Raw genomic sequence first — 18,935 nt, 5'->3', positions numbered from 1 at the left:
GAGTCCGATCGACGGCGGTCGGCGGGACGGCCGGGGGTCGGGCGTGCGAAGGATCAGTCGGGCGGTGGCGGCCGTGGTGCTGCTCGTGCCGCCGCTCAGCGCCGCGGCCTGCGCAGAGCGCGAACCCGCGGCGAAGCCGCCCGTGCGGGTTCCGGCCTCGCCGTCGCCGCGTCCGGTGCCGCTGACCCCGGACGTGGCGGAGCAGGCGTTCCGCACCTACGTCACCGACGAGGACGTGGCGCGCGCCGCGGCCGACGAGCGGCTCGCGCTCAACTGGACGTCGGACGGCCAGGCGCAGCTCGTCGCCGCCGAGTTCCGCGAGGCGATCGCCGACGGCGACCCGATCCGGCGCTTCTCCTACGGGGACCCGAAGCTGTACGTCCCGAAGATGGAGCCGGACGTCTTCCCTCAGTGGTTCGTGGCGTCGGTGCCGCGCGGCGTCCAGGGCGAGAAGAAGAGCACCCGGACGGCGCTGATGGCGTTCGTCCTGCGTTCCGCCTCGGACCGCTGGAAGCTGACGCTGACCACCCTGCTCGCGCCCAAGGCCAAGGAGCCGAAGGTGGAGCTGGACGCGGACGGCTACGCGACGGCGCTCGAGACGGAGGACTCCTCCGTCCTCATCCGCCCCCGCGAGGTCGGCGGCATCCAGGCCACCATCGCGGCGGAAGGGGGCGGAAGCGTCGCGGCGAAGGTGATGAAGTCCGGGCGTGTCACGACGGGCTACTACCAGGCGACGAGGAAGGCCGAGAAGAAGGCCAGGGAGAAGGACCTCAAGCTCCAGATCGTCTACACCGCGACGCCGTTCCCGTACTTCGCGCTCCGCACCCAGCACGGCGGCGGTCTCGTCCTCTACGCGCTGTTCCGCAACACCAAGCTGACCTCCAAGGACCCGCGGGAGCGGCCCTCGATCCCGCCGGAGGCGGCCCACCTGCTGGACGGGACGGTCGAGGGGCCCGACATCTACGTCAGCGCGACCCTCCAGTTCGCGGCGTTCGACCCGCCCCGGGCCAAGAAGGACAAGCCGCAGCCGAAGGCCGACATCATCGCCGACGACGGAGCGGTCACCAAGGCGAGCGCCCCGCCCGCGACGTCCTGACCGCGACGTCCTGACCGGGCCCCGCCGCGTTCCCCCGCCGAATGCGCCCCCCTACTGCATGCGCTGCAGCACGACGGCCGCGAACAGGAATGCGACCAGCGCCGCCAGAACCAGGACCGGGGGCACGGACGGACCGTGGCGATGCAGTTCCGAGCGGGAGATCCGGCAGGTGGGGCAGCGACCCTCGATCACCGGGTTCGAGCACCGGGCGCAGATGAGATGTTCGCAGCTCATGTCGTGGGCCCCAATCTGCGTGCGCGGCGGGCGGCACGCGCGGGATGGAACGTCGATCGCCGAACGAATAGGTATCTTTCGCCATCATCCAGCGTAGCCGGACTGTATGGTCGTTCCCGCGAGTCCGGGCGCCTGACGGCCTCAGGACGGCACGAAACCCCCCGACCACGGGAGACGGTCGCATGGCAGTCAACGGCGAACGCCGCGCCCCGTCGTCCCCGACCGGTACCCCGCGTCCCCTCCGAAACGCATGCGACACGCCGTCGCGCGACTCGGATCCCGGGCGTTCGGCCTGCATGGAGCGGGCCGAGGTAGTTGACTGGCCCCTCTACACTGCTCGAAGGCTCGGCCGACCACCCGGTCGCCGGGCCCGGCGGCATAGGCCGGCGACGGACGCGTCCGTGGCCGTCCGCGCCGTTCCCCAACCCCTACACCGAACCGCCGTGATGCAGCCGTGATCCATTTCGACAACGTCACCAAGGTCTACGCGAACCAGCAGCGGCCCGCCCTGCAGCATGTGAACGTCGCCATCGAGAAGGGCGAGTTCCTGTTCCTGGTGGGTCCCTCCGGTTCGGGTAAGTCGACCTTCCTGCGACTCATCCTCAAGGAGGAGCGTCCTTCCCAGGGTCACGTGCACGTGGCGGGCAAGGACCTGAGCAGGCTGAGCAACTGGAAGGTGCCGCACCTGCGCCGCAGGATCGGCTGCGTCTTCCAGGACTTCCGCCTCCTCCCCAACAAGAACGTCTTCGAGAACGTCGCCTTCGCCCTCGAGGTGATCGGCAAGCCGCGGCGCTTCATCGGCAAGGTCGTCCCCGAGGTCATCGACCTCGTCGGCCTGGAGGGCAAGGCCCACCGGATGCCGGACGAGCTGTCCGGCGGCGAGCAGCAGCGCGTCGCCATCGCGCGGGCGTTCGTCAACCGGCCGATGATCCTGCTCGCGGACGAGCCGACGGGGAACATCGACCCCGCGACGTCCATCGGGATCATGAAGGTGCTGGACCGCATCAACCGGACCGGCACCACCGTCGTCATGGCCACCCACGACGCCGCGATCGTCGACGCCTTCCGCAAGCGCGTCGTCGAGCTGGAGGACGGCCGAGTCGTCCGCGACCAGTCCCGCGGCGTGTACGGACAGGCCTACTAGCGGCGCCGCGGACCGTCCCTCGGCGGTCCGCCGGCAGCGGCTCCCATCTGAACCAACGATTCTTGCCGGGGCGCACGACACCGAGACGTACGGCGCCGCACCGGCTCCGGGCGGGTCGGCCGCGGAGCCCCCGCCACCGGCGGGACAAGGCGATCAAGGACAGCGAGGCATGCGCGTACAGTTCGTTCTCCAGGAGATCTGGATCGGTCTCCGCCGGAACCTGACGATGACGATTTCCCTCGTCATCACCGTCGCCATCGCCATGGCGCTCTTCGGCACCGGCCTTCTCATCAAGATGCAGGTCGACGAGTCCAAGGGCTACTGGTACGACAAGATCGAGGTCTCGGTCTTCCTGTGCGCCAAGACGAGCTCGAACCCCAACTGCCAGAAGCAGGAGGTCACCGACCAGCAGCGGCAGGCGCTCAAGGCGCAGCTGGAGAAGCTGCCGCAGGTCGCTGACGTCCAGTACGAGAACAAGCAGCAGGCGTACGCCCGGTTCAAGGAGCGCTTCGCCGGCTCGAAGGGCCTCGTCGACACCACCCGTGAGGGCGACATCCCCGACTCGTTCCGGATCAAGCTGAAGGACCCGGAGCAGTACAAGGCGGTCGACCAGGCGATGCGGGTCCAGCCCGGGGTCGACAACGTGGTCAACGAGCAGGAGATCCTGAAGAAGTTCTTCAAGATCCTCGGCGGCCTGCAGTTCGCCGCGCTGCTGATCGCGGCCATCCAGGTGATCGCGGCGGTCCTGCTGGTCGGCAACACGGTCCGGCTGTCGGCGTTCAACCGGCGCCGGGAGACCGGCATCATGCGGCTCGTCGGCGCGTCCAACACCTACATCCAGATGCCGTTCATCCTGGAGGGCGCGATCGCCGGCCTGATCGGCGGCCTGTTCGCGTCGGTGCTGCTGGTGTTCAGCAAGATCTTCCTCATCGACAACCTCGCGGGCGACGTCGAACTCGTCAATTCGCTCGGGGTGAGCCACCTCGCGCTGGTGATCACCGTGTCGATCTGCTTCGGCGTGCTGCTGTGCGCGTTCGCGTCGTTCCTCACGCTCCGCCGCTACCTGCGGATCTGACCGAACCTCGCGCCCTGCCGCCCCGTCTCACGAATGGCGGGGCGGCCGCGCGCGGGTCGCGACGAGGCCCCGCGCGGCCGTAACCTCGGACGGGAACGACGCCGAAGATCGGAACCGAGGCTGAAACAGTGTCACGTGACACCGGGCGAAAGCTCATCGCGCAGAACAAGCGTGCCCGCTACGACTACCAGATCGAGGACACCTGGGAGGCGGGCATGGTGCTGATGGGCACCGAGGTGAAGGCGCTGCGCGCCGGCCGCGCCAGCCTCGCCGAGGGCTACGCCCACGTGATGGACGGCGAGGTGTGGCTGGAGAACATCCACATCCCCGAGTACACGCAGGGCACCTGGACGAACCACGCTCCCCGGCGGCGCCGCAAGCTGCTGCTCCACCGCAAGGAGATCCAGAAGATCATCGCGAAGTCGTCCGAGCCGGGGTGGACGCTCATCCCGCTCGCCCTGTACTTCAAGGACGGCAAGGCCAAGGTCGAGATCGGACTGGCCCGTGGTAAGAAGGCCTACGACAAACGGCAGGCCATCGCCCAGCGGGAGGCCGACCGGGAGATGCGCAAGGCCGCCGCGGCCCGGTTCAGGAGACGGTGAAGGGTGTCGATGAGCAACCGAGCTCGGCGGCGGGCCGCTGCCCGCGTCACGCGCCGCAGGGTGATCTCGGCGACGGCCTCCGCGGGGCTCGTCGCGTCCCTGACCACGGGCTGCTGGGCGGAGCCGTCCGCGCTCCCCGCCGTCCGTGACTTCCTGATCGCCTGGCAGGTCGGCAACTACGAGGCCGCCGCCGGGCGGACCGTCGGCGCCGACCGCGAGGCCGTCGAGCAGGCTCTCGGCCAGGTCCGCGCCCAGCTGGACGCGGCGTCCCTGCGGCTCGCCCTCGGCGTCCCCGGCCAGGACACCGCCACCAAGGCGATCGACAAGAAGGGGGACCGGGCCGACGCCCGCTTCTCCGTCAAGGTCGACCTCGGTGAGAACGGCCAGCCCTGGACCTACACCGGCCTGATGCGGCTGGAACGCGTCGGCGGCAAGTGGAAGGTCGTCTGGGACCCCTCGATCATCAACCCGCGGCTGGAGCCCGGCCAGCGCCTCGCCGTCCGCACCGAGGTGCCGCGCCGCGCCCTGATCACCGACGCGCAGGGCAGATCGCTGCTCCGGGACGTGCAGGCCGTCAACGTCGGGGTGTTCCCCGGACGCCTCCAGGACCCGCAGCGCACCCTCGGGCAGCTCGCCAAGGTCACCAAGATCGACGGCGGCCGGCGGCTCGACGCCGAACGGCTGCTCGGCCGCGTCAGGTCGGCGCCGCCGCACCAGTTCCTCCCGCTGCTCACCCTGCAGCAGCCCGCGCACAACGGCGTGATCCAGCAGCTCACCCGCGTGCCCGGCCTCGACTTCCAGCAGGTCAAGGCGCCCATCGCGCCGACGATCGCGCCCGAACTGATCGGCACCCTCGGCCCCGCCACGTCCGACCGCCTCCAGCAGGTCGGCGCCCCCTACCAGCCGGGCGACACCATCGGCGTCAGCGGGCTCCAGCTGCTCCAGCAGCGCCGCCTCGCCGGCACGCCCACCGTCCGCGTCGTCGCGCAGGACCCCGGCGGCCAGAACACCGAGGAACTGCGGGCCTGGGAGGGCCAGCAGCCGCAGGACGTCCGGACCACCCTGGCGCGGAACGTCCAGGCCAACGCCGACAGCGCCCTCGCCGGCCTGCGCCACCCCGCCTCCCTCGTCGCGCTGCGCCCCAGCACCGGCGAGGTCTGGGCCGTCGCCAACCACGGCACCAACGGCCGCAACCTCGCGTTCGAAGGCGCGTACCCGCCCGGCATGACGTTCGGGATCGTGTCCGCCGAGGCACTGCTCACCCACGCCGGCATGGACCAGGACACCAGGACGACCTGCCCCGGCAAGGTCACCGTCGGCGGCCAGACGTTCACCAACCGGGCCCGCCCGGACGCCGCCTTCGGCACCCACTTCGCCCTCGCCTGCCAGACCACGCTCGCGCAGCTCAGCGCCAAGCTCGACGCGAAGACCCTTCTCGGCGAGGCCGCCCGCCTCGGCATCGGCAAGAGCTGGGGCCTGTCCGTCCCCGCCTTCTCCGGCACCGTGCCGGTCCCCACCGGCGACGCCCAGAAGGCCGCCATCATGGTCGGCCAGGGCGGCGTCCAGGTGAGCCCCCTCACCATGGCCCTCGTCGCCGCCGCCGCCCAGAACGGCACCTGGAAGCCCCCCTACGTCCTCCAGAACCTCACCAACCCCGCCGAGCAGCCGCAGGCCCAGAACCTCCAGCCCGAGTCGATCTCCGACCTCAAGCAGATGCTGCGCCGCACCGTCACCGCCGGCGTCGCCGGGGAGGTCAACGGCCGCGGCGACATCGCCGGCATCACCGACCAGGTCACCTACCAGGAAGCCGGACGCACCAGGACCGTCTCCTGGTTCGTCGGCTCCCGCGGCGACCTCGCCTTCGCCGTCGCCGTCGAGGGCGCCGCCTCCGCCGCCCAGGTCGCCGCCCGTTTCCTCACCACCAGCCCGACCACCGCGACCCGCACCCCCACCCGCTAGCGGGCTTTGACGTTCCTTTGCCGACCGCCTGCAACCCCAGACCGCCCTCCGCGCGTCATTCAGGATGACCGGGCCGTCGCTTGGGGGGTTGCGGGACCCGGTCGCCGTGAAGAGACCAGAGCCTCATCTCGGGGGAGGCTCTGCCGTCGGGACCGGCCCGACCCTGCCGGTCGACGACCCCGGTGGGCGCCATGCGACCCACCGGGGTCTTTCACGTCGACGGGAATCACATTGCCCGTCGGCGCGTTAACCTAGTAACGTCGAGCGCGCGGACGTCCCCGGACGACCGCTTTGACAACTCAACATGGGGGTGACCGGCTTCGACTTCGGTAGGTCGAGCCAGGGGAAGCGGGTCGAGGGTTGCTGTCGTGACCTCGTTAATCCTGTGACAGCAAACCAATAACTGCCAACAAGAAGCAGTCCGAGTTCGCCCTCGCCGCCTGAGCGAGGAGCTGACTCTGTCAGCCCGGGAGAGTCTCCGACCCGGGATCTGGCATCGCAAGGAGACTCCACCCACAAGCCCGGTCGCGGGGCCTGTGGGAACATCCAACAGCGACTGAGCCCGTCGGCGACACGCCTGCGTGAGCGCCGGGACTGAGAAAACGATAAGCAGGCTGCACCCGGAGAAGCCCTGATTCATCACCGAAGGACGCGGGTTCGATTCCCGCCACCTCCACTCGACTATGGGCGACCCATGCCCGCGGAAAGCGCGGGCGTGGGTCGTCTTCGTCATTTCTCCCGGGGGGCGACCGCCGGACCCCCGGCTGTGGGGGCTTCGCCCCCACGCCCCCTCCCGGCTTGGGTCGCCGGCGGAGGCGCGGGTGGCTCGCCCTCGATTCCCGGGGAACGAACCCCCTCCTGGCCGGGGGAGCGGATCGGGCGGGTGTGCCGGGCTGATCGGGGGTGGGCGGTAGTTTGGGGCGGGTGAATGCGCCTTATGCCCCCGTGCCCTCCGGGTCTCCCGTCGAGTCGCCCCCGCGGACGTCGGGGTTCAAGGACTTCCTCAGTGGTGCCGGATATCTGTTCCGCGGGATCGGGTGGGTCGCCCGGCGGCCCGCGCAGTGGTTGTTCGGGTTGATCCCGGCGCTGATCGTGCTGGTCGCCTACGTGGCCGCGCTCGGGGCGCTGGCGTTGAACCTCGGGGATCTCGTCGGCGCCCTCACGCCGTTCGCCGATGACTGGTCGTCCTCGGCGCGGTCCTCCGTGCGGGTGGTCGCGGGGGTGACGATCTTCGGGGCGGCCCTCTTCGTGGCGATTCTCACGTTCACCGCTCTCACGCTGCTCGTGGGCGACCCGTTCTACGAGGCGATCTCCGCGCGGGTCGAGGAGTCGGAGGGCGGGGCGCCGCCCGAAGTCGAGGTTCCCTTCCTGGTGTCGGTGTGGCGTGCCCTCAAGGACGCGGCGCTGCTCGGCGTCGTGGCGGTCGGGTTCGCGCTCGTGTTCTTCGTGTGCGGGTTCCTGCCCCTGGTGGGGCAGACGGTGGTTCCCGCGGTGGCCGCCGTGGTGTCGGGGTACTTCCTGGCGAGCGAGTTGACGTCCGTCGCGCTCGAGCGGCGGGGCGTCATGCGGAGGGAGCGGTTCGCGCTGCTGAAGCGGCGGCGGCCCGTCGTCCTCGGGTTCGGAGTGGCCACGTTCCTGATCTTCCTGGTGCCGTTCGGGGCGGTGCTCGCCATGCCCGGCGCGGTGGCGGGCGCGACGCTGCTCGTGCGGGAGCGGGTGGCCGTGACACCGGGGATTACAGGCGGTGACTCCGGGGTTCCGGTGCAGGGCTGAGGCGATAGGAAGATGTGTCCAATGCGTGATGGCCTGCCGGAACGCAAGTGATGATCTTCGCGTAACGTGTGCCGCATGTCCGATCAGGGGGAGCGCGGTGCGCGCTGGACCGATATGAGCGAGAGCGGCGGGGGAGAGCCGAGGGACGACGGTCCCGTGGCGTTCCCCGAGCCCAAGGTGCCCGAGGTGCGGGCGCCCGCCCCGGCCGATCCCGCCGAGGACGACGGGCACGACGTCTGGGGGAAGGTCGAGCGGCCCGCCGAACCCGCCGGTGACGATTTCTGGGGGGTCTCGTCCGCCGAGCCGGAGCCCGAGCCCGAGCCGGTTCCTCCGGCGGAGCCCGAGGTCGACGACGTCAAGGTCGCGCCGGTCGACGAGGACGAGTCGCTCTTCGGCGAGGGCGCCGGGGACCCCCGCTACGTGCCCGCCGTGCCGACCGGGTCGACCGAGCCCGCCCGTCCCGGCAAGCCGAGCAGCGGCAACTGGCAGATGCCCGAGTGGATGGCCGACGAGGCCGCCGCCGACGCCAAGCTGGGCGCCGCCCCCTCCTCGCCGCAGGACGACTTCGACAAGGGCGGCCGCTCGCGGCTCGTCCTGATCGGCGGTGTCGGGCTGCTGGTCGTCGCCGTGCTGGCGGCGGGCGGCGTCTACTTCCTCACGGGTGGGGACGACGAGCCGGAGAAGCCGAGCGGCAGGCCGGCGTCGACCGCCGCCGAGCCCAAGGAGCAGCAGGTCCAGGCCCCGCCGGACAAGCAGCTGGCGCGGTTCTCGGGGCGGCCCAGCCGGGTCGTCGGACGGGTCGCCGACGCGCATTCCGGCCTGTCGTACCCGCGGCTCGCGTCGCCGTGGCTGGTGCCCACGAAGCAGAACAAGCTCGGTGTCTCGGGCTGGTCGGGGCAGCAGATCCTGGTGACGGAGAAGCGCGCCGGGCTGATTTGGTACGGGCAGCTGCTCACCGGCACGCTGGTGCCGACGCTGCAGAGCGCGTACGAAGGCCCTGACAGCGTCAAGAACGTCGCGGCGCTCGCGGCCGGCGGGTTCGAGCAGCAGTACTACGCCTTCCCGCACCGGAAGGCGCCGCTGGCGTCCCAGGCCCTGACCGTGGACGGGCGCAAGGGCTGGCTGATCGCCTCGTACCTGACCTACAAGCGGGCGGGCGTGCGGGCGACCGGCGAGGTCGTGCTGACCGCCGTGATCGACACCGGGCGTCCGACGCCCGCGGTGGTGTTCGCGTCCGTGCCGAACACCCACCGGAAGATGTGGCCCGATCTGAACCAGTTCGTCAACCAGCTGAAGATCGCGGGCTGAGGCTTAACCGAATCCCGTTCGGGTCTCGTAGGCTGTGCCCACCCTGAATGAGAGGTGTGGGCATGGCGATCGGGTTGACCGAGGAACACGAGGCACTGGCGGCGTCCGTGCGCGGACTCGCCGAGCGGGATCCGGCGGCCGCCGGGGCGGCGTTCGCGGGGCTCCACCTGCCGGAGGACGTCGGCGGGCAGGGGTTCGGCCTGCTGGAGCAGGCCGTCGCGCTGGAGGAGCTCGGGCGCGCCCTCGTGCCGGGGCCCTACGCGCCCACCGTTCTCGCGTCCGCCGTGCTCCACGCGGGCGGGATGCGGGAGTTCCTCCCCGGGCTGGCGGACGGCTCCCTGCGCGGGTGCGTGGCGCTGGTCGGCGGCTCGCTGCCTCCCGGCCCCGCGCTCTCCGGCACCGTGGAGCCGGTCGTGGGAGCCCCCGAGGCCGACGTCCTCGTCCTGCCGGTGGGGGAGCGCTGGGTCGTCCTGCGGCGCGACGAGGTCTCGGTGGGGGAGGTCGAGTCGCTCGATCTGACCCGGGCCTCCGGGTCGGTCACGGTGGAGGGGCTTCAGGTCCCCGAGGAGCGGTTCCTGGACGTCGACGTCCGGGCGCTGTCCACCGTCCTGCTGGGGGCCGAGGCGTGCGGCGTGGCGTGGCGCGCCACCGAGGAGGCCGTCTCCTACGCCAAGCTGCGGGTGCAGTTCGGGCGGCCGATCGGGCAGTTCCAGGGCGTCAAGCACCGGTGCGCGCGGATGCTCATCGCCGTCGAGCGGGCCAGGGCCGCGGTGTGGGACGCCGCGCGGGCGCTCGACGACGAGGACGGGCAGCGCGCCTACGCCGTCGGGGTCGCGGGTGCGCTCGCCGCCGACGCCGCGGTCGCGTGCGCCGAGGGCAACATCCAGGTGCACGGCGGAGTCGGATACACCTACGAGCACAGCGCCCACCTGTTCTACCGGCGGACCCTGACGCTGCGGGCCGTGCTCGGAAAGGCCGCCGTCCACCGGGCGGAGGTCGCCGCGCTGGCGCTGGCGGGCGTCCGGCGTCCCATGGACATCGAGCTTCCCGAGGACGCCGCCGCGCTGCGGGAGGAGATCCGGGCGTCGGTCGCCGGGCTGGCGGCGATGGACCCGCTCACCCAGCGGGCCGAGATGGCGGCGGGCGGATGGGTCACCCCGCACCTGCCGAAGCCGTGGGGACGGGACGCCGGTCCGCTGGAGCAGGTCGTGATCCAGCAGGAGCTGAAGGCGGCGAAGGTCAGGCCGGTCCCGCTGATGATCGCGGCGTGGGTCGTCCCGTCGCTGGTGCGGTACGGGACGGCGGAGCAGCAGGAGCGCTTCCTGCCGCCGACGCTGCGGGGCGAGATCATCTGGTGCCAGCTGTTCTCCGAGCCGGGCGCCGGCTCCGACCTCGCCGGGCTGTCCACGCGGGCGGAGAGGGTCGAGGGCGGCTGGCGCATCACCGGGCAGAAGATCTGGACGTCGCTCGCGCGCGAGGCGCAGTGGGGCATCTGCATCGCCCGGACCGACGCCGGCCGGCCGAAGCACGACGGCATCACGTACTTCCTCGTCGACATGGCGTCCGAGGGCATCGAGGTGCGGCCGCTGCGGGAGTGCACCGGCGACGCCGTCTTCAACGAGGTCTTCCTGGACGGGGTGTTCGTCCCGGACGAACTCGTCGTCGGCCCGGTGAACGAGGGCTGGCGCGTCGCGCGCAACACGCTGGCGAACGAGCGGGTCGGCCTGACCAAGTCGTTCCAGCTCGGTGGCGACGTGCCGAAGCTGGTGCGGCTGATCGGCGAGCTGGACGCCGGGGACGACCCGCTCGTCCGGGACGGGCTCGGGCGGCTCGCGTGCGACGAGCACGCGATGGCGCTGCTCGGGCTGCGGGCGACGCTGAAGCAGCTGTCGGGGACCGACCCGGGCGCGACGGCGAACGTCCGCAAGCTCGTCGCGATGGAGCACGGTCAGCAGGTCACCGAGTTCGGATTCACGCTCCTCGGCGAGCAGGGCGCGCTGACCGGCGGCTGGAAGGGCCCGCTGCGGCCCAAGTGGACCCGCTACCTCCTGGCGTCCCGCGCGATGTCGATCGGCGGCGGCACCACCGAGGTGAACCTCAACGTGATCGGCGAGCGGATCCTCGGGCTGCCGCGCGACCCCGAGCCGGCCGGCGGGTAACGTTCGGGCACCATGCGGGCACGATTTCCAGGACGTCTTCCAGGCGGGAGCGGGCGGCACCTGGCCGCCGCCCTGACGGGGCTCGGGCTGGGGCTCCTGGCGATCGGGCCGGGGCTCGCGCCCGGGTTCGTCCTGTCCTACGACATGGTGTTCGTGCCCGATCCAGCGTTCACCCGGCTGACGTTCGGGCTGACGGGGACGGTGCCCCGGCACGTCCCGAGCGACGTTTTCGTCACCGCCCTGGGTTCGGTGCTCCCGGCCGACGTCGGGCAGAAGCTCGTGCTGCTCGCGATCTTCGTGATGGCGTGCGCGTCGGCGGCGTCGCTCGTGCCCTCGGACCGGACGGTGCCGCGCCTCGCGGCCGGAGTCTGCTACGCCTGGAACCCGTTCGTCGCGGAGCGGCTGCTGCTCGGGCAGTGGGCGCTGCTCCTCGGCTACGCGGCGCTGCCGTGGGTCGTCGGCGCCGCCGCCCGGACGGGGGAGCGCGGCGGCGGGCGGCGGCTCCTGCTCCGCCTGCTGCCCGCCGCGATCGGGGGGTTCGCGGCGCTCGCCGTGTCCGGGACGGCCGCGCTGGTCGTGGCGGTCCTCTCCGGGCGGGCGCTCGCCGAACGGGTGCGGGCGGGGGCCCGGGTCGCGGGCGCGCTCGCCCTGCTGAGCCTGCCGTGGCTGGTCCCGGGGCTGCTGCGTCCGGGCGGGGTGCCGGAGGACGGGGCGGGCGTCGAGGCGTTCGCGGCGCGGGCCGACACGCCGTTCGGGACGCTCGGCAGCCTGCTGATGCTCGGCGGCGTATGGAACGGGGAGACCGTCCCCCGGGGTTATGGGACGCCCGTCATGGCGGCGCTGTGGCTGGCGGTCGTGGTCGTCGCGCTCGCCGCCCATTGGCGGTGGGTCCGGGAGCCGGGGCAGGTCGCGGCGGCGGGCGCCGGGTTCTCCGTCGCCGCGCTGGGCGCCGTGGCGGCGCCCGTCCTGGCCGGGTTGATCGGCCTGTGGGCCGGGTTCGCGGTGTTCCGGGACGGGCAGCAGTTCGTCGCGCCGCTCGCCGTCGTGGTCGCGGTCGGGCTGGGGGCGGCCGCCGACCGCGCCATGGACGCCCGGCTGCCGGTGGTCGCGGCCGGGGCGGTGCTCGTTCCCGTCCTGCTGCTGCCGACGCTGGCCTGGGGCGCGGCGGGCGACCTTCGGGCCGTCCGGTACCCGGACGCGTGGACCCGGGCGCGGCAGATCGTGGCCGCCGACGAGGCCCCCGGGGACGTGCTGGTCCTGCCGTGGGCGGCCTACCGCGGCTATCCCTGGAACCACGACCGCCGTGTTCTGGAGCCGCTGCCCCGGTTCCTGCACCACCGGCGAGTGATCATGAACGACGCCGTGCGCGTCGGCGGGACGACGGTCGCGCCGGAGGATCCGCGCGCCGTCCGGATCGAGAAGGCGGCCCCCCTGACCGCCGTCACTCTGCGTGAGGAAGGTGTCCGGTTCGTCGTGGTGGACGCGACCGCCGAGGTGCCCGGGGCGCGGGTTCCGGGAACCGCGCCCGAGGGGCTGGTGGAAGTGTTGCGAAGCCGTGACCTGGCCCTCTACCGGGTCGAAGGCCCCGTAACCGCCTACGATGACCGCGTTCCGGTGGTTCCCGTGGTCTTGGCGTGGATCGTGGTGAGTGTCGGGATTTTGTGGTTAATTGTCGCTCCACGTACTACCCTGTGACTTCGGTTACCAGCCAGTACCCCCTTACTCCCCCGCCGAAAGGTCCCCCGATGCGCATCGCCCTCTCCGCTCTGGTCGGCTGCATTCTGGCCGCCGGCGCCTCCTTCGGTGCAGTGCAGCTCACGAACGCGTCCCAGAAGGACCCGGTCATCAAGCCGCTGTACAACTACGGCTCCCGCTGACCCCGCGCCGCACCCAGATGGGGATCCGCCCGCACGGCTTCGCACAACTGGAGATCGTCGTCCCCGCCCGCAACGAGGCCGGCCGGCTTCCCGAGGGCCTGGACCTGCTGGGCGCCCGGCTCGCGGCACTGCCGCTGCGCGCCGAGATCCTCGTCGTCGACAACGCCAGCACCGACGGCACCGCCGACATCGTCCGCGCCTGGACGGGCCCCGTGCCCGCGCGGGTGATGCGCTGCGACCGGCTCGGCAAGGGCGCCGCCGTCCAGGCCGGGCTGCTCGCCACCCGCGCCCCCTACATCGGGTTCATGGACGCCGACATGGCCACCGACCTCGCCGCGCTCGACGAGGTCGTCCCGCTGCTGCGGGCGGGCTCGCCCGTCGTGGTCGGATCGCGGCGGCACCCCGACTCCGTCGTGGAGGCGTACTCGCTGCCCGTCCGGCGGCTCGGCGCGCTCGCGTTCAACCGGATCGTCCGGACGCTCGCCGGCGGCATCCCCGACACCCAGTGCGGCTTCAAGTTCTTCGCCGGAGAGGTCGGCCGCGCCGCCGCCGCCGACCTGCACACCACCGGGTTCGCCTTCGACGTCGAACTGCTCGCGCACTGCGTGCGGCGCGGCGCCGAGGTGACGACCGTCCCCGTCGTGTGGCGCGACCGGCCCGGATCGACGTTCTCGGTAAGGAAGCACTCACTGCCGATCCTGATGGACCTGCTGCGGATCCGGACGGGCACCACGCGGCCCCTGATCCCGGCGCAGGCGCCCTCACCGGAGATCGTCCTGCCCGGAGACGGGCTGCCCTCGGCGTCGGGCGCCGGACCGGGATGACGGCCGCGGACGTGGACGGCCTGCGCATCGCGGTCGTCAACTGGCGCGACCCCTGGCATCCGGCCGCCGGCGGCGCCGAACGGTACGCCTGGGAGCTGGCGCGGCGGCTCGCCGCGCGCGGCGCCCGGGTCCGCTACGTCACCTGCCGTGCGCCGGGCCAGCGCCGCCGCGACCGGGTCGACGGCGTCGAGTTCGTGCGGCTCGGCGGCCGGTTCACCGTGTACCCCCTCGTCCTGCTGTGGACGCTGGCGCACCGCCGGTCGTTCGACGCGGTCGTCGACTGCCAGAACGGCATCCCGTTCTTCACGCCGTGGGCGCTGCGGCGCCGCGTCCCGGTGTTCTGCGTGATCCACCACGTCCACGACGGGCAGTTCGGGCTGTACTTCCCCGCGTGGCTGGCCTGGCTCGGCCGCCTGCTGGAGGGGCCGGTGACCCGCTGGACGTACCGGCGGCACGCCGTCGTGGCGGTGTCGCCGTCCACGATGCGGGCCGTCCGGGAACGGCTCGGCTGGACGGGGTCCACGTACATCGTCCCCAACGGCTCCTCGGTTCCGGACGTCGCCGCCCCGGGCGGCGGCGAGGACCTGGTCTGCGTGACGCGGCTCGTCCCGCACAAGCGGGTCGACCGGCTGCTCGACCTCGCCGCCCGCCTCGCCGACCGCCGGCCCGGCACCCGGCTGCACATCGTCGGCGACGGGCCGGAAGCGGCCGCGCTCGCGGCGGACATCGACCGGCGCGGCCTCGGCGGGACGGTCATCGCCCACGGCTACGTGCCCGAGGACGTGAAGAACGCGCTGGTCGCGGGCGCCCGGCTGCACCTCAGCACGTCGCAGGGCGAGGGCTGGGGGCTCAGCGTGATCGAGGCGGCGGTGCTCGGCGTCCCGACGGTCGCCTTTGACGTCGACGGGCTCCGCGACGCCGTCCGGGACGGGGAGACGGGCTGGCTCACCCGATCCGGCGACGACCTCGCCGACATCGTGGAACGCGCCCTGAAGGAGCTGGACGACCCCGCGCGCCGCGGCGAGATCGCGGCGGCCTGCCGCGCCTGGGCGGGAGAGTTCGACTGGGCCCGCAGCGCCGAGCGGATGGCGGTGCTGCTCGCCGCGGCCGTCCGCACCGGATCCGCGGCGTCCGGGGGTGACGGGGCACACGTCGTCCACGTATACGGTGACGAGCACCCGCGCGTCGTGGAGGGCCCGGCGCGCGACGAGCTTCTCGCCGACCCCGGCGGGCTGCGCGGCGCCCCCCGCGTCGCGACCCCGGGGGAGCGCCTCCTCGGCCGCCCGGAATGACCGGGAGGCCCGGAGTCCGGGCGAGGGCCCGGTAGGGGCGGCCCACGAGAAGGGGAGCGCGAGTATGGCAGTGGGCGAGGCGAACCCGTCGCGGTCCGATGCCCCCCGCCGGCCCGTCACGGCTCCGGGCCCGGCAGCCCGCGCCGAGGAGGTCGTCGCCCGGCTGCGGGAGCGGCTGCGCTCGCTCGCGTGCTGCCTCGCGCTGACCGCGCTCGCGTTCGGCACCCGGCCCGGCGCGATCCTCGCCGACACCAAGATCGACATGGCGGTGAACCCGCTCGGGTTCCTCGGCCGGGCGCTGCACCTGTGGGATCCCGAGCAGTTCGGGCAGCTGCAGAATCAGGCCGTCGGCTACCTCTTCCCCATGGGGCCGTTCTTCGCGCTCGGCGACCTCGCCGGGATGCCGCCGTGGATCACCCAGCGGTTCTGGCTGGCGCTGCTGATGTGCCTCGCGTTCGCCGGGACGCGGCGGCTCGCGGAACGGCTCGCCATCGGCACCCCGGCCTCCCGCATGTTCGCCGCGATGGCGTACGCGCTCGCGCCGAACGGCCTGGCCACCCTGGGCCAGATCTCCTCGGAGTACCTGCCCGTCGCGATGCTGCCGTGGATCATCCTGCCGCTGGCCACCGCCGCGACCGGCGGGACCGGGCGGATCCGCGCGGCGGCCCGGTCCGGCCTCGCGATCGCCTGCTGCGGGGGGATCAACGCGACCGCGACCGTCGCGGTGCTGGTCGTCCCCGCCGTCTTCCTGCTGACCCGGCCGCGCGGCGCGTACCGGATGCGCCTCACCGCCTGGTGGTCGGTGGCGGCCGCCGCCGCGTCCGCCTGGTGGCTGGTGCCGCTGCTGCTCACCGGCACGTACGGGTTCTCCTGGCTGACCTACACCGAGAAGGCCGCGACGACGACCGGCCCGACCGGGCTGATCAACGTGCTGCGCGGCGGGGAGCGCTGGGTCAACTACCTGTATGTGGACGGCCAGGTCTGGTGGCCGGTCGGGCACGCGCTGTCCACCGGCCCCGTCGCGATCATCTGCACCGGGGTCGTCGCCGCCCTCGGTCTGGCGGGGCTGCTCGCCCGGCTGCTGCCCGAGCGCACGTTCCTGCTGCTGACGCTGCTGGCGGGGCTCGCGATCATGTCGGCCGGGCACATCGGCGACGTCCCCGGCCCGTTCGCGGGCCAGACCCGGGACCTGCTGGACGGGGCGCTCGCCCCGCTGCGCAACGTCCACAAGTTCGACGCGGTGATCCGGCTGCCGCTCGCGTTCGGCATCGCGCACCTGCTCGCCGCCGCCGTCCGCCACCGCAGGGAGGCGGACGAGGCCAGGAGGGCGGGCGCGGTGCGGAGCCTCGGGGTCGACGCCGTGCCCGCCTGGCGCCTGCGGGCCCGCGCGGTCGTCAGCCTGCCCGTCGCCGCAGCCGTCGCGCTCGGCGGGATCGGCGCCACCGCCTTCTCGCACGGCCTCGCGGGCCCCGGCACGTTCACCGACGTGCCGAAGCACTGGCGGGACGCGGCGTCCTGGCTCAACGCGCGGGCCGGGCAGCAGGCCGTCCTCGCGGTCCCCGGGACGCCGTTCGGCGAGTACCTGTGGGGCCGCCCGATGGACGACATCGTCCAGCCGCTGCTGTCGGCGCGGTGGGGCGTCCGGCAGCTCGTCCCGGCGGGCTCGCCCGGGTACACGCGCGCCATGGACGCGATCGACCAGACGGTCCGGACCGGGCGGACGTCGCCGGGCCTCGGCGCCTACCTCGGCCGGATGGGCGTCCGGTTCGTGCTCGTCCGCAACGACCTGCGGCGGGAGGCGCTGCGCGGCGGCTGGCCGGCCCGGCTCCACCAGGCCCTGGACGGCGCGTCCGGGCTGCGGAGGGTCGCGGCGTTCGGCGAGCCGACCGGCGGCGACCTGCACGACGACGCGGTGTCGGCCGTCGACCAGAAGTACCCGGCGCTGGAGGTGTACGAGGTCGCCGGCGCCGCCGCCGTCGCGAGCCTCGCCGACGCGGCCGCGCCCGCCCGCGTGCACGGGGGGCCGGAGTCGCTGCTGGCACTGGCCGACCTCGGCGCCCTGCCGGCCGGGCCCGTCCTGCTGAACGACGACGCGACCGAACTGAGCGGCGGCCCCGTCCTCGGGACCGACACGCTCCGGCTCGTCCGCCGCAACTTCGGCGAACTGCACCAGACGTCCCCGACGCTGACCGCGGCCGAGAAGAAGCGCGCCTCCGACGTCCTCGACGACGGCTGGGAGCGGTACGCCACGACCGCGACGTACGGCGGCGGCGTCCGGAACGTCACCGCGTCGGCGTCGCGCGGCGGCGAGGACGCGATCCCGCAGGCCCGCAAGCCGGGCGCGATCCCGTACGCGGCGCTCGACGGCGACCCGTTCACCGCGTGGGAGACCGGCGGCTGGTCCGGCCCGGTCGGGGAGTGGCTGCGGGTCGACTTCGAGTCCTCCCGCGAGATCGGCGGCCTGTCGGCCGTGTTCGTGCAGAACGGCGAGCCGGGCCCGCCCGTCGCACGCGTCTCCGTCGAGACCGAGGGCGGACGGCTCGAGCAGTCCGTGCGGGCGGTCCCGGACGCGCAGGCGCTGCGCACCCCGCCCGGCCCCACCCGGTGGGTGCGGGTGCGGATCACCGCCCTCGCGTCCGAGCCCGCGATCCGGGTGATGGCCCGCGCGGCGATCGCCGAGCTCACCGTCCCGGGGATCAGGGCGACCCGCACCTACACGACACCCCGGGCGGCGGGCGCGTCCGTGCACGCGCTGACCCGGGCGCCGGGCGCGCTGGCGCAGTGCATGAAGGGCAGCGAGCGGTGGGTCTGCGACCCCCGCATCGGCGCCCGCGACGAGGAGGGCGCCGACTTCGACCGGGTGTTCACCGCCGCCCCGGCCGGCCGCGTCCCGATCACGGGGACGGCCGTCCTCACCGACCCCCGGCTCATCGAGCGCTACACGTCCTTCCCCGGGCAGGCGGTGGTCGCCGCGAACTCCGTGCTCTCCGAGCACCCCGCCGACCAGCCCCGCTCCGCGTTCGACGCCGACCCCGCGACGACCTGGATCGCGGGGGAGAAGGACAACGCGCCGACGCTGACCGTGCGGTGGCGTGGCGCGAAGCAGGTGTCCTCCCTGTCGTTCACGCGTCCCCCTGCCGTCGGGGGGCCGCTGCGGGTCCGGGTCGAGGGGGCGCGCGGCGAGGTCCGCGACGTCCTCGCCGACAACCGGGGGCGGCTCGCGTTCGCGCCGATGACCACCGACCGGGTGACGCTCACCTTCCGCCGTGACGGGCGCCTCTCGCCCATCCAGGTCACCGACCTGACCGTGCCCGGCGTCAAGCCGCTGCCGGACGTCCGGGGCGTCGCGCTGCGGCTGCCGTGCGGGTTCGGGCCGAAGCTCCGGCTCGGCGGGACGGACGTCCAGACGCAGGCCACCGGCACGTTCGGGGACCTGCTCGACGGGCGCCCGATCCGGTTCGCGGCGTGCCGCAGGGCGTCGGTCGCGGCGGGCGAGAACCGGCTGACCGCCGTGCCGTTCGACAGCTACCGCGTCGACGGCGTCCTGATCGGCGCGGCCGCGCGGGACCAGACGGCCGCGCCGCGGCCGGTC

The 18,935-nt window shown here is 73.3% G+C and carries 13 protein-coding genes, 1 other RNA gene and 1 pseudogene; 14 read left to right on the top strand and 1 reads right to left on the bottom strand.

Going from position 1 to position 18,935, the window contains the following annotated elements; translation table 11 throughout:
- Nucleotides 1-43: 43 nt before the first annotated feature.
- Nucleotides 44-1,096 carry a DUF8094 domain-containing protein gene (locus IE99_RS0107575; RefSeq protein ID WP_037558856.1) on the top strand — a complete coding sequence of 351 codons (1,053 nt, stop codon included), beginning with the start codon at nt 44-46 and terminating at the stop codon, nt 1,094-1,096.
- Nucleotides 1,097-1,147: 51 nt separating this feature from the next.
- Here IE99_RS0107575 and IE99_RS0107570 read toward each other — a convergent pair whose 3' ends face one another.
- Nucleotides 1,148-1,330: a hypothetical protein gene (locus IE99_RS0107570; RefSeq protein WP_030165729.1), complete on the bottom strand. Its 183-nt coding sequence runs from the start codon at nt 1,328-1,330 to the stop codon at nt 1,148-1,150.
- A 454-nt stretch (nt 1,331-1,784) separates the two neighbouring features.
- Here IE99_RS0107570 and ftsE point away from each other — a divergent pair, with 454 nt between their 5' ends.
- The 13 genes and pseudogenes from ftsE to IE99_RS32960 all read left to right on the top strand — a co-directional run.
- A complete protein-coding gene (gene ftsE, locus IE99_RS0107565; RefSeq protein WP_030165727.1) occupies nt 1,785-2,474 on the top strand; it encodes a cell division ATP-binding protein FtsE in 690 nt (229 codons plus the stop codon).
- A 169-nt stretch (nt 2,475-2,643) separates the two neighbouring features.
- Complete coding sequence (ftsX, locus tag IE99_RS0107560) at nt 2,644-3,549, top strand: permease-like cell division protein FtsX (RefSeq protein ID WP_030165724.1); 906 nt, start codon at nt 2,644-2,646, stop codon at nt 3,547-3,549.
- A 128-nt stretch (nt 3,550-3,677) separates the two neighbouring features.
- Nucleotides 3,678-4,151, top strand: coding sequence for an SsrA-binding protein SmpB (smpB, locus tag IE99_RS0107555; RefSeq protein ID WP_030165721.1), 474 nt, complete (start codon nt 3,678-3,680; stop codon nt 4,149-4,151).
- A gap of 9 nt (nt 4,152-4,160) precedes the next feature.
- Nucleotides 4,161-6,110 (top strand): penicillin-binding transpeptidase domain-containing protein, encoded by a 1,950-nt coding sequence (locus tag IE99_RS0107550; protein WP_051712193.1) that lies wholly within the window; start codon nt 4,161-4,163, stop codon nt 6,108-6,110.
- A gap of 306 nt (nt 6,111-6,416) precedes the next feature.
- Nucleotides 6,417-6,789: a transfer-messenger RNA gene (gene ssrA / locus IE99_RS31030) on the top strand.
- 245 nt (nt 6,790-7,034) lie between these two features.
- Nucleotides 7,035-7,883 (top strand): EI24 domain-containing protein, encoded by an 849-nt coding sequence (locus tag IE99_RS0107545; protein WP_245623095.1) that lies wholly within the window; start codon nt 7,035-7,037, stop codon nt 7,881-7,883.
- A gap of 75 nt (nt 7,884-7,958) precedes the next feature.
- Nucleotides 7,959-9,191, top strand: coding sequence for a flagellar basal body-associated FliL family protein (locus IE99_RS0107540; RefSeq protein WP_157610116.1), 1,233 nt, complete (start codon nt 7,959-7,961; stop codon nt 9,189-9,191).
- Nucleotides 9,192-9,253: 62 nt separating this feature from the next.
- Nucleotides 9,254-11,350: an acyl-CoA dehydrogenase family protein gene (locus IE99_RS0107535; RefSeq protein ID WP_030165707.1), complete on the top strand. Its 2,097-nt coding sequence runs from the start codon at nt 9,254-9,256 to the stop codon at nt 11,348-11,350.
- Nucleotides 11,351-11,362: 12 nt separating this feature from the next.
- Entirely contained in the window at nt 11,363-13,045 is a 1,683-nt protein-coding gene (locus tag IE99_RS0107530) for an MmpA family trehalose lipid delivery protein (RefSeq protein WP_084219346.1), read from the top strand.
- A 50-nt stretch (nt 13,046-13,095) separates the two neighbouring features.
- Nucleotides 13,096-13,227: a hypothetical protein gene (locus tag IE99_RS33365; RefSeq protein ID WP_281176507.1), complete on the top strand. Its 132-nt coding sequence runs from the start codon at nt 13,096-13,098 to the stop codon at nt 13,225-13,227.
- A gap of 17 nt (nt 13,228-13,244) precedes the next feature.
- On the top strand, nt 13,245-14,051 hold the full coding sequence (locus IE99_RS0107520; RefSeq protein WP_030165702.1) for a glycosyltransferase: 807 nt from the start codon (nt 13,245-13,247) through the stop codon (nt 14,049-14,051).
- Nucleotides 14,048-15,343 (top strand): glycosyltransferase family 4 protein, encoded by a 1,296-nt coding sequence (locus IE99_RS0107515; RefSeq protein WP_030165699.1) that lies wholly within the window; start codon nt 14,048-14,050, stop codon nt 15,341-15,343. The genes IE99_RS0107520 and IE99_RS0107515 overlap by 4 nt, the downstream gene beginning before the upstream one ends.
- A 64-nt stretch (nt 15,344-15,407) precedes the next feature.
- Nucleotides 15,408-18,599, top strand: a pseudogene (locus tag IE99_RS32960) (alpha-(1->3)-arabinofuranosyltransferase domain-containing protein); the annotation flags it as partial.
- Nucleotides 18,600-18,935: the final 336 nt, after the last annotated feature.

This window comes from Spirillospora albida (assembly GCF_000718255.1).
Lineage (GTDB): Bacteria > Actinomycetota > Actinomycetes > Streptosporangiales > Streptosporangiaceae > Spirillospora > Spirillospora albida.
Note: the sequence above shows the minus strand (reverse complement) of the source record. Positions and strands in the feature narration are given on the sequence as shown.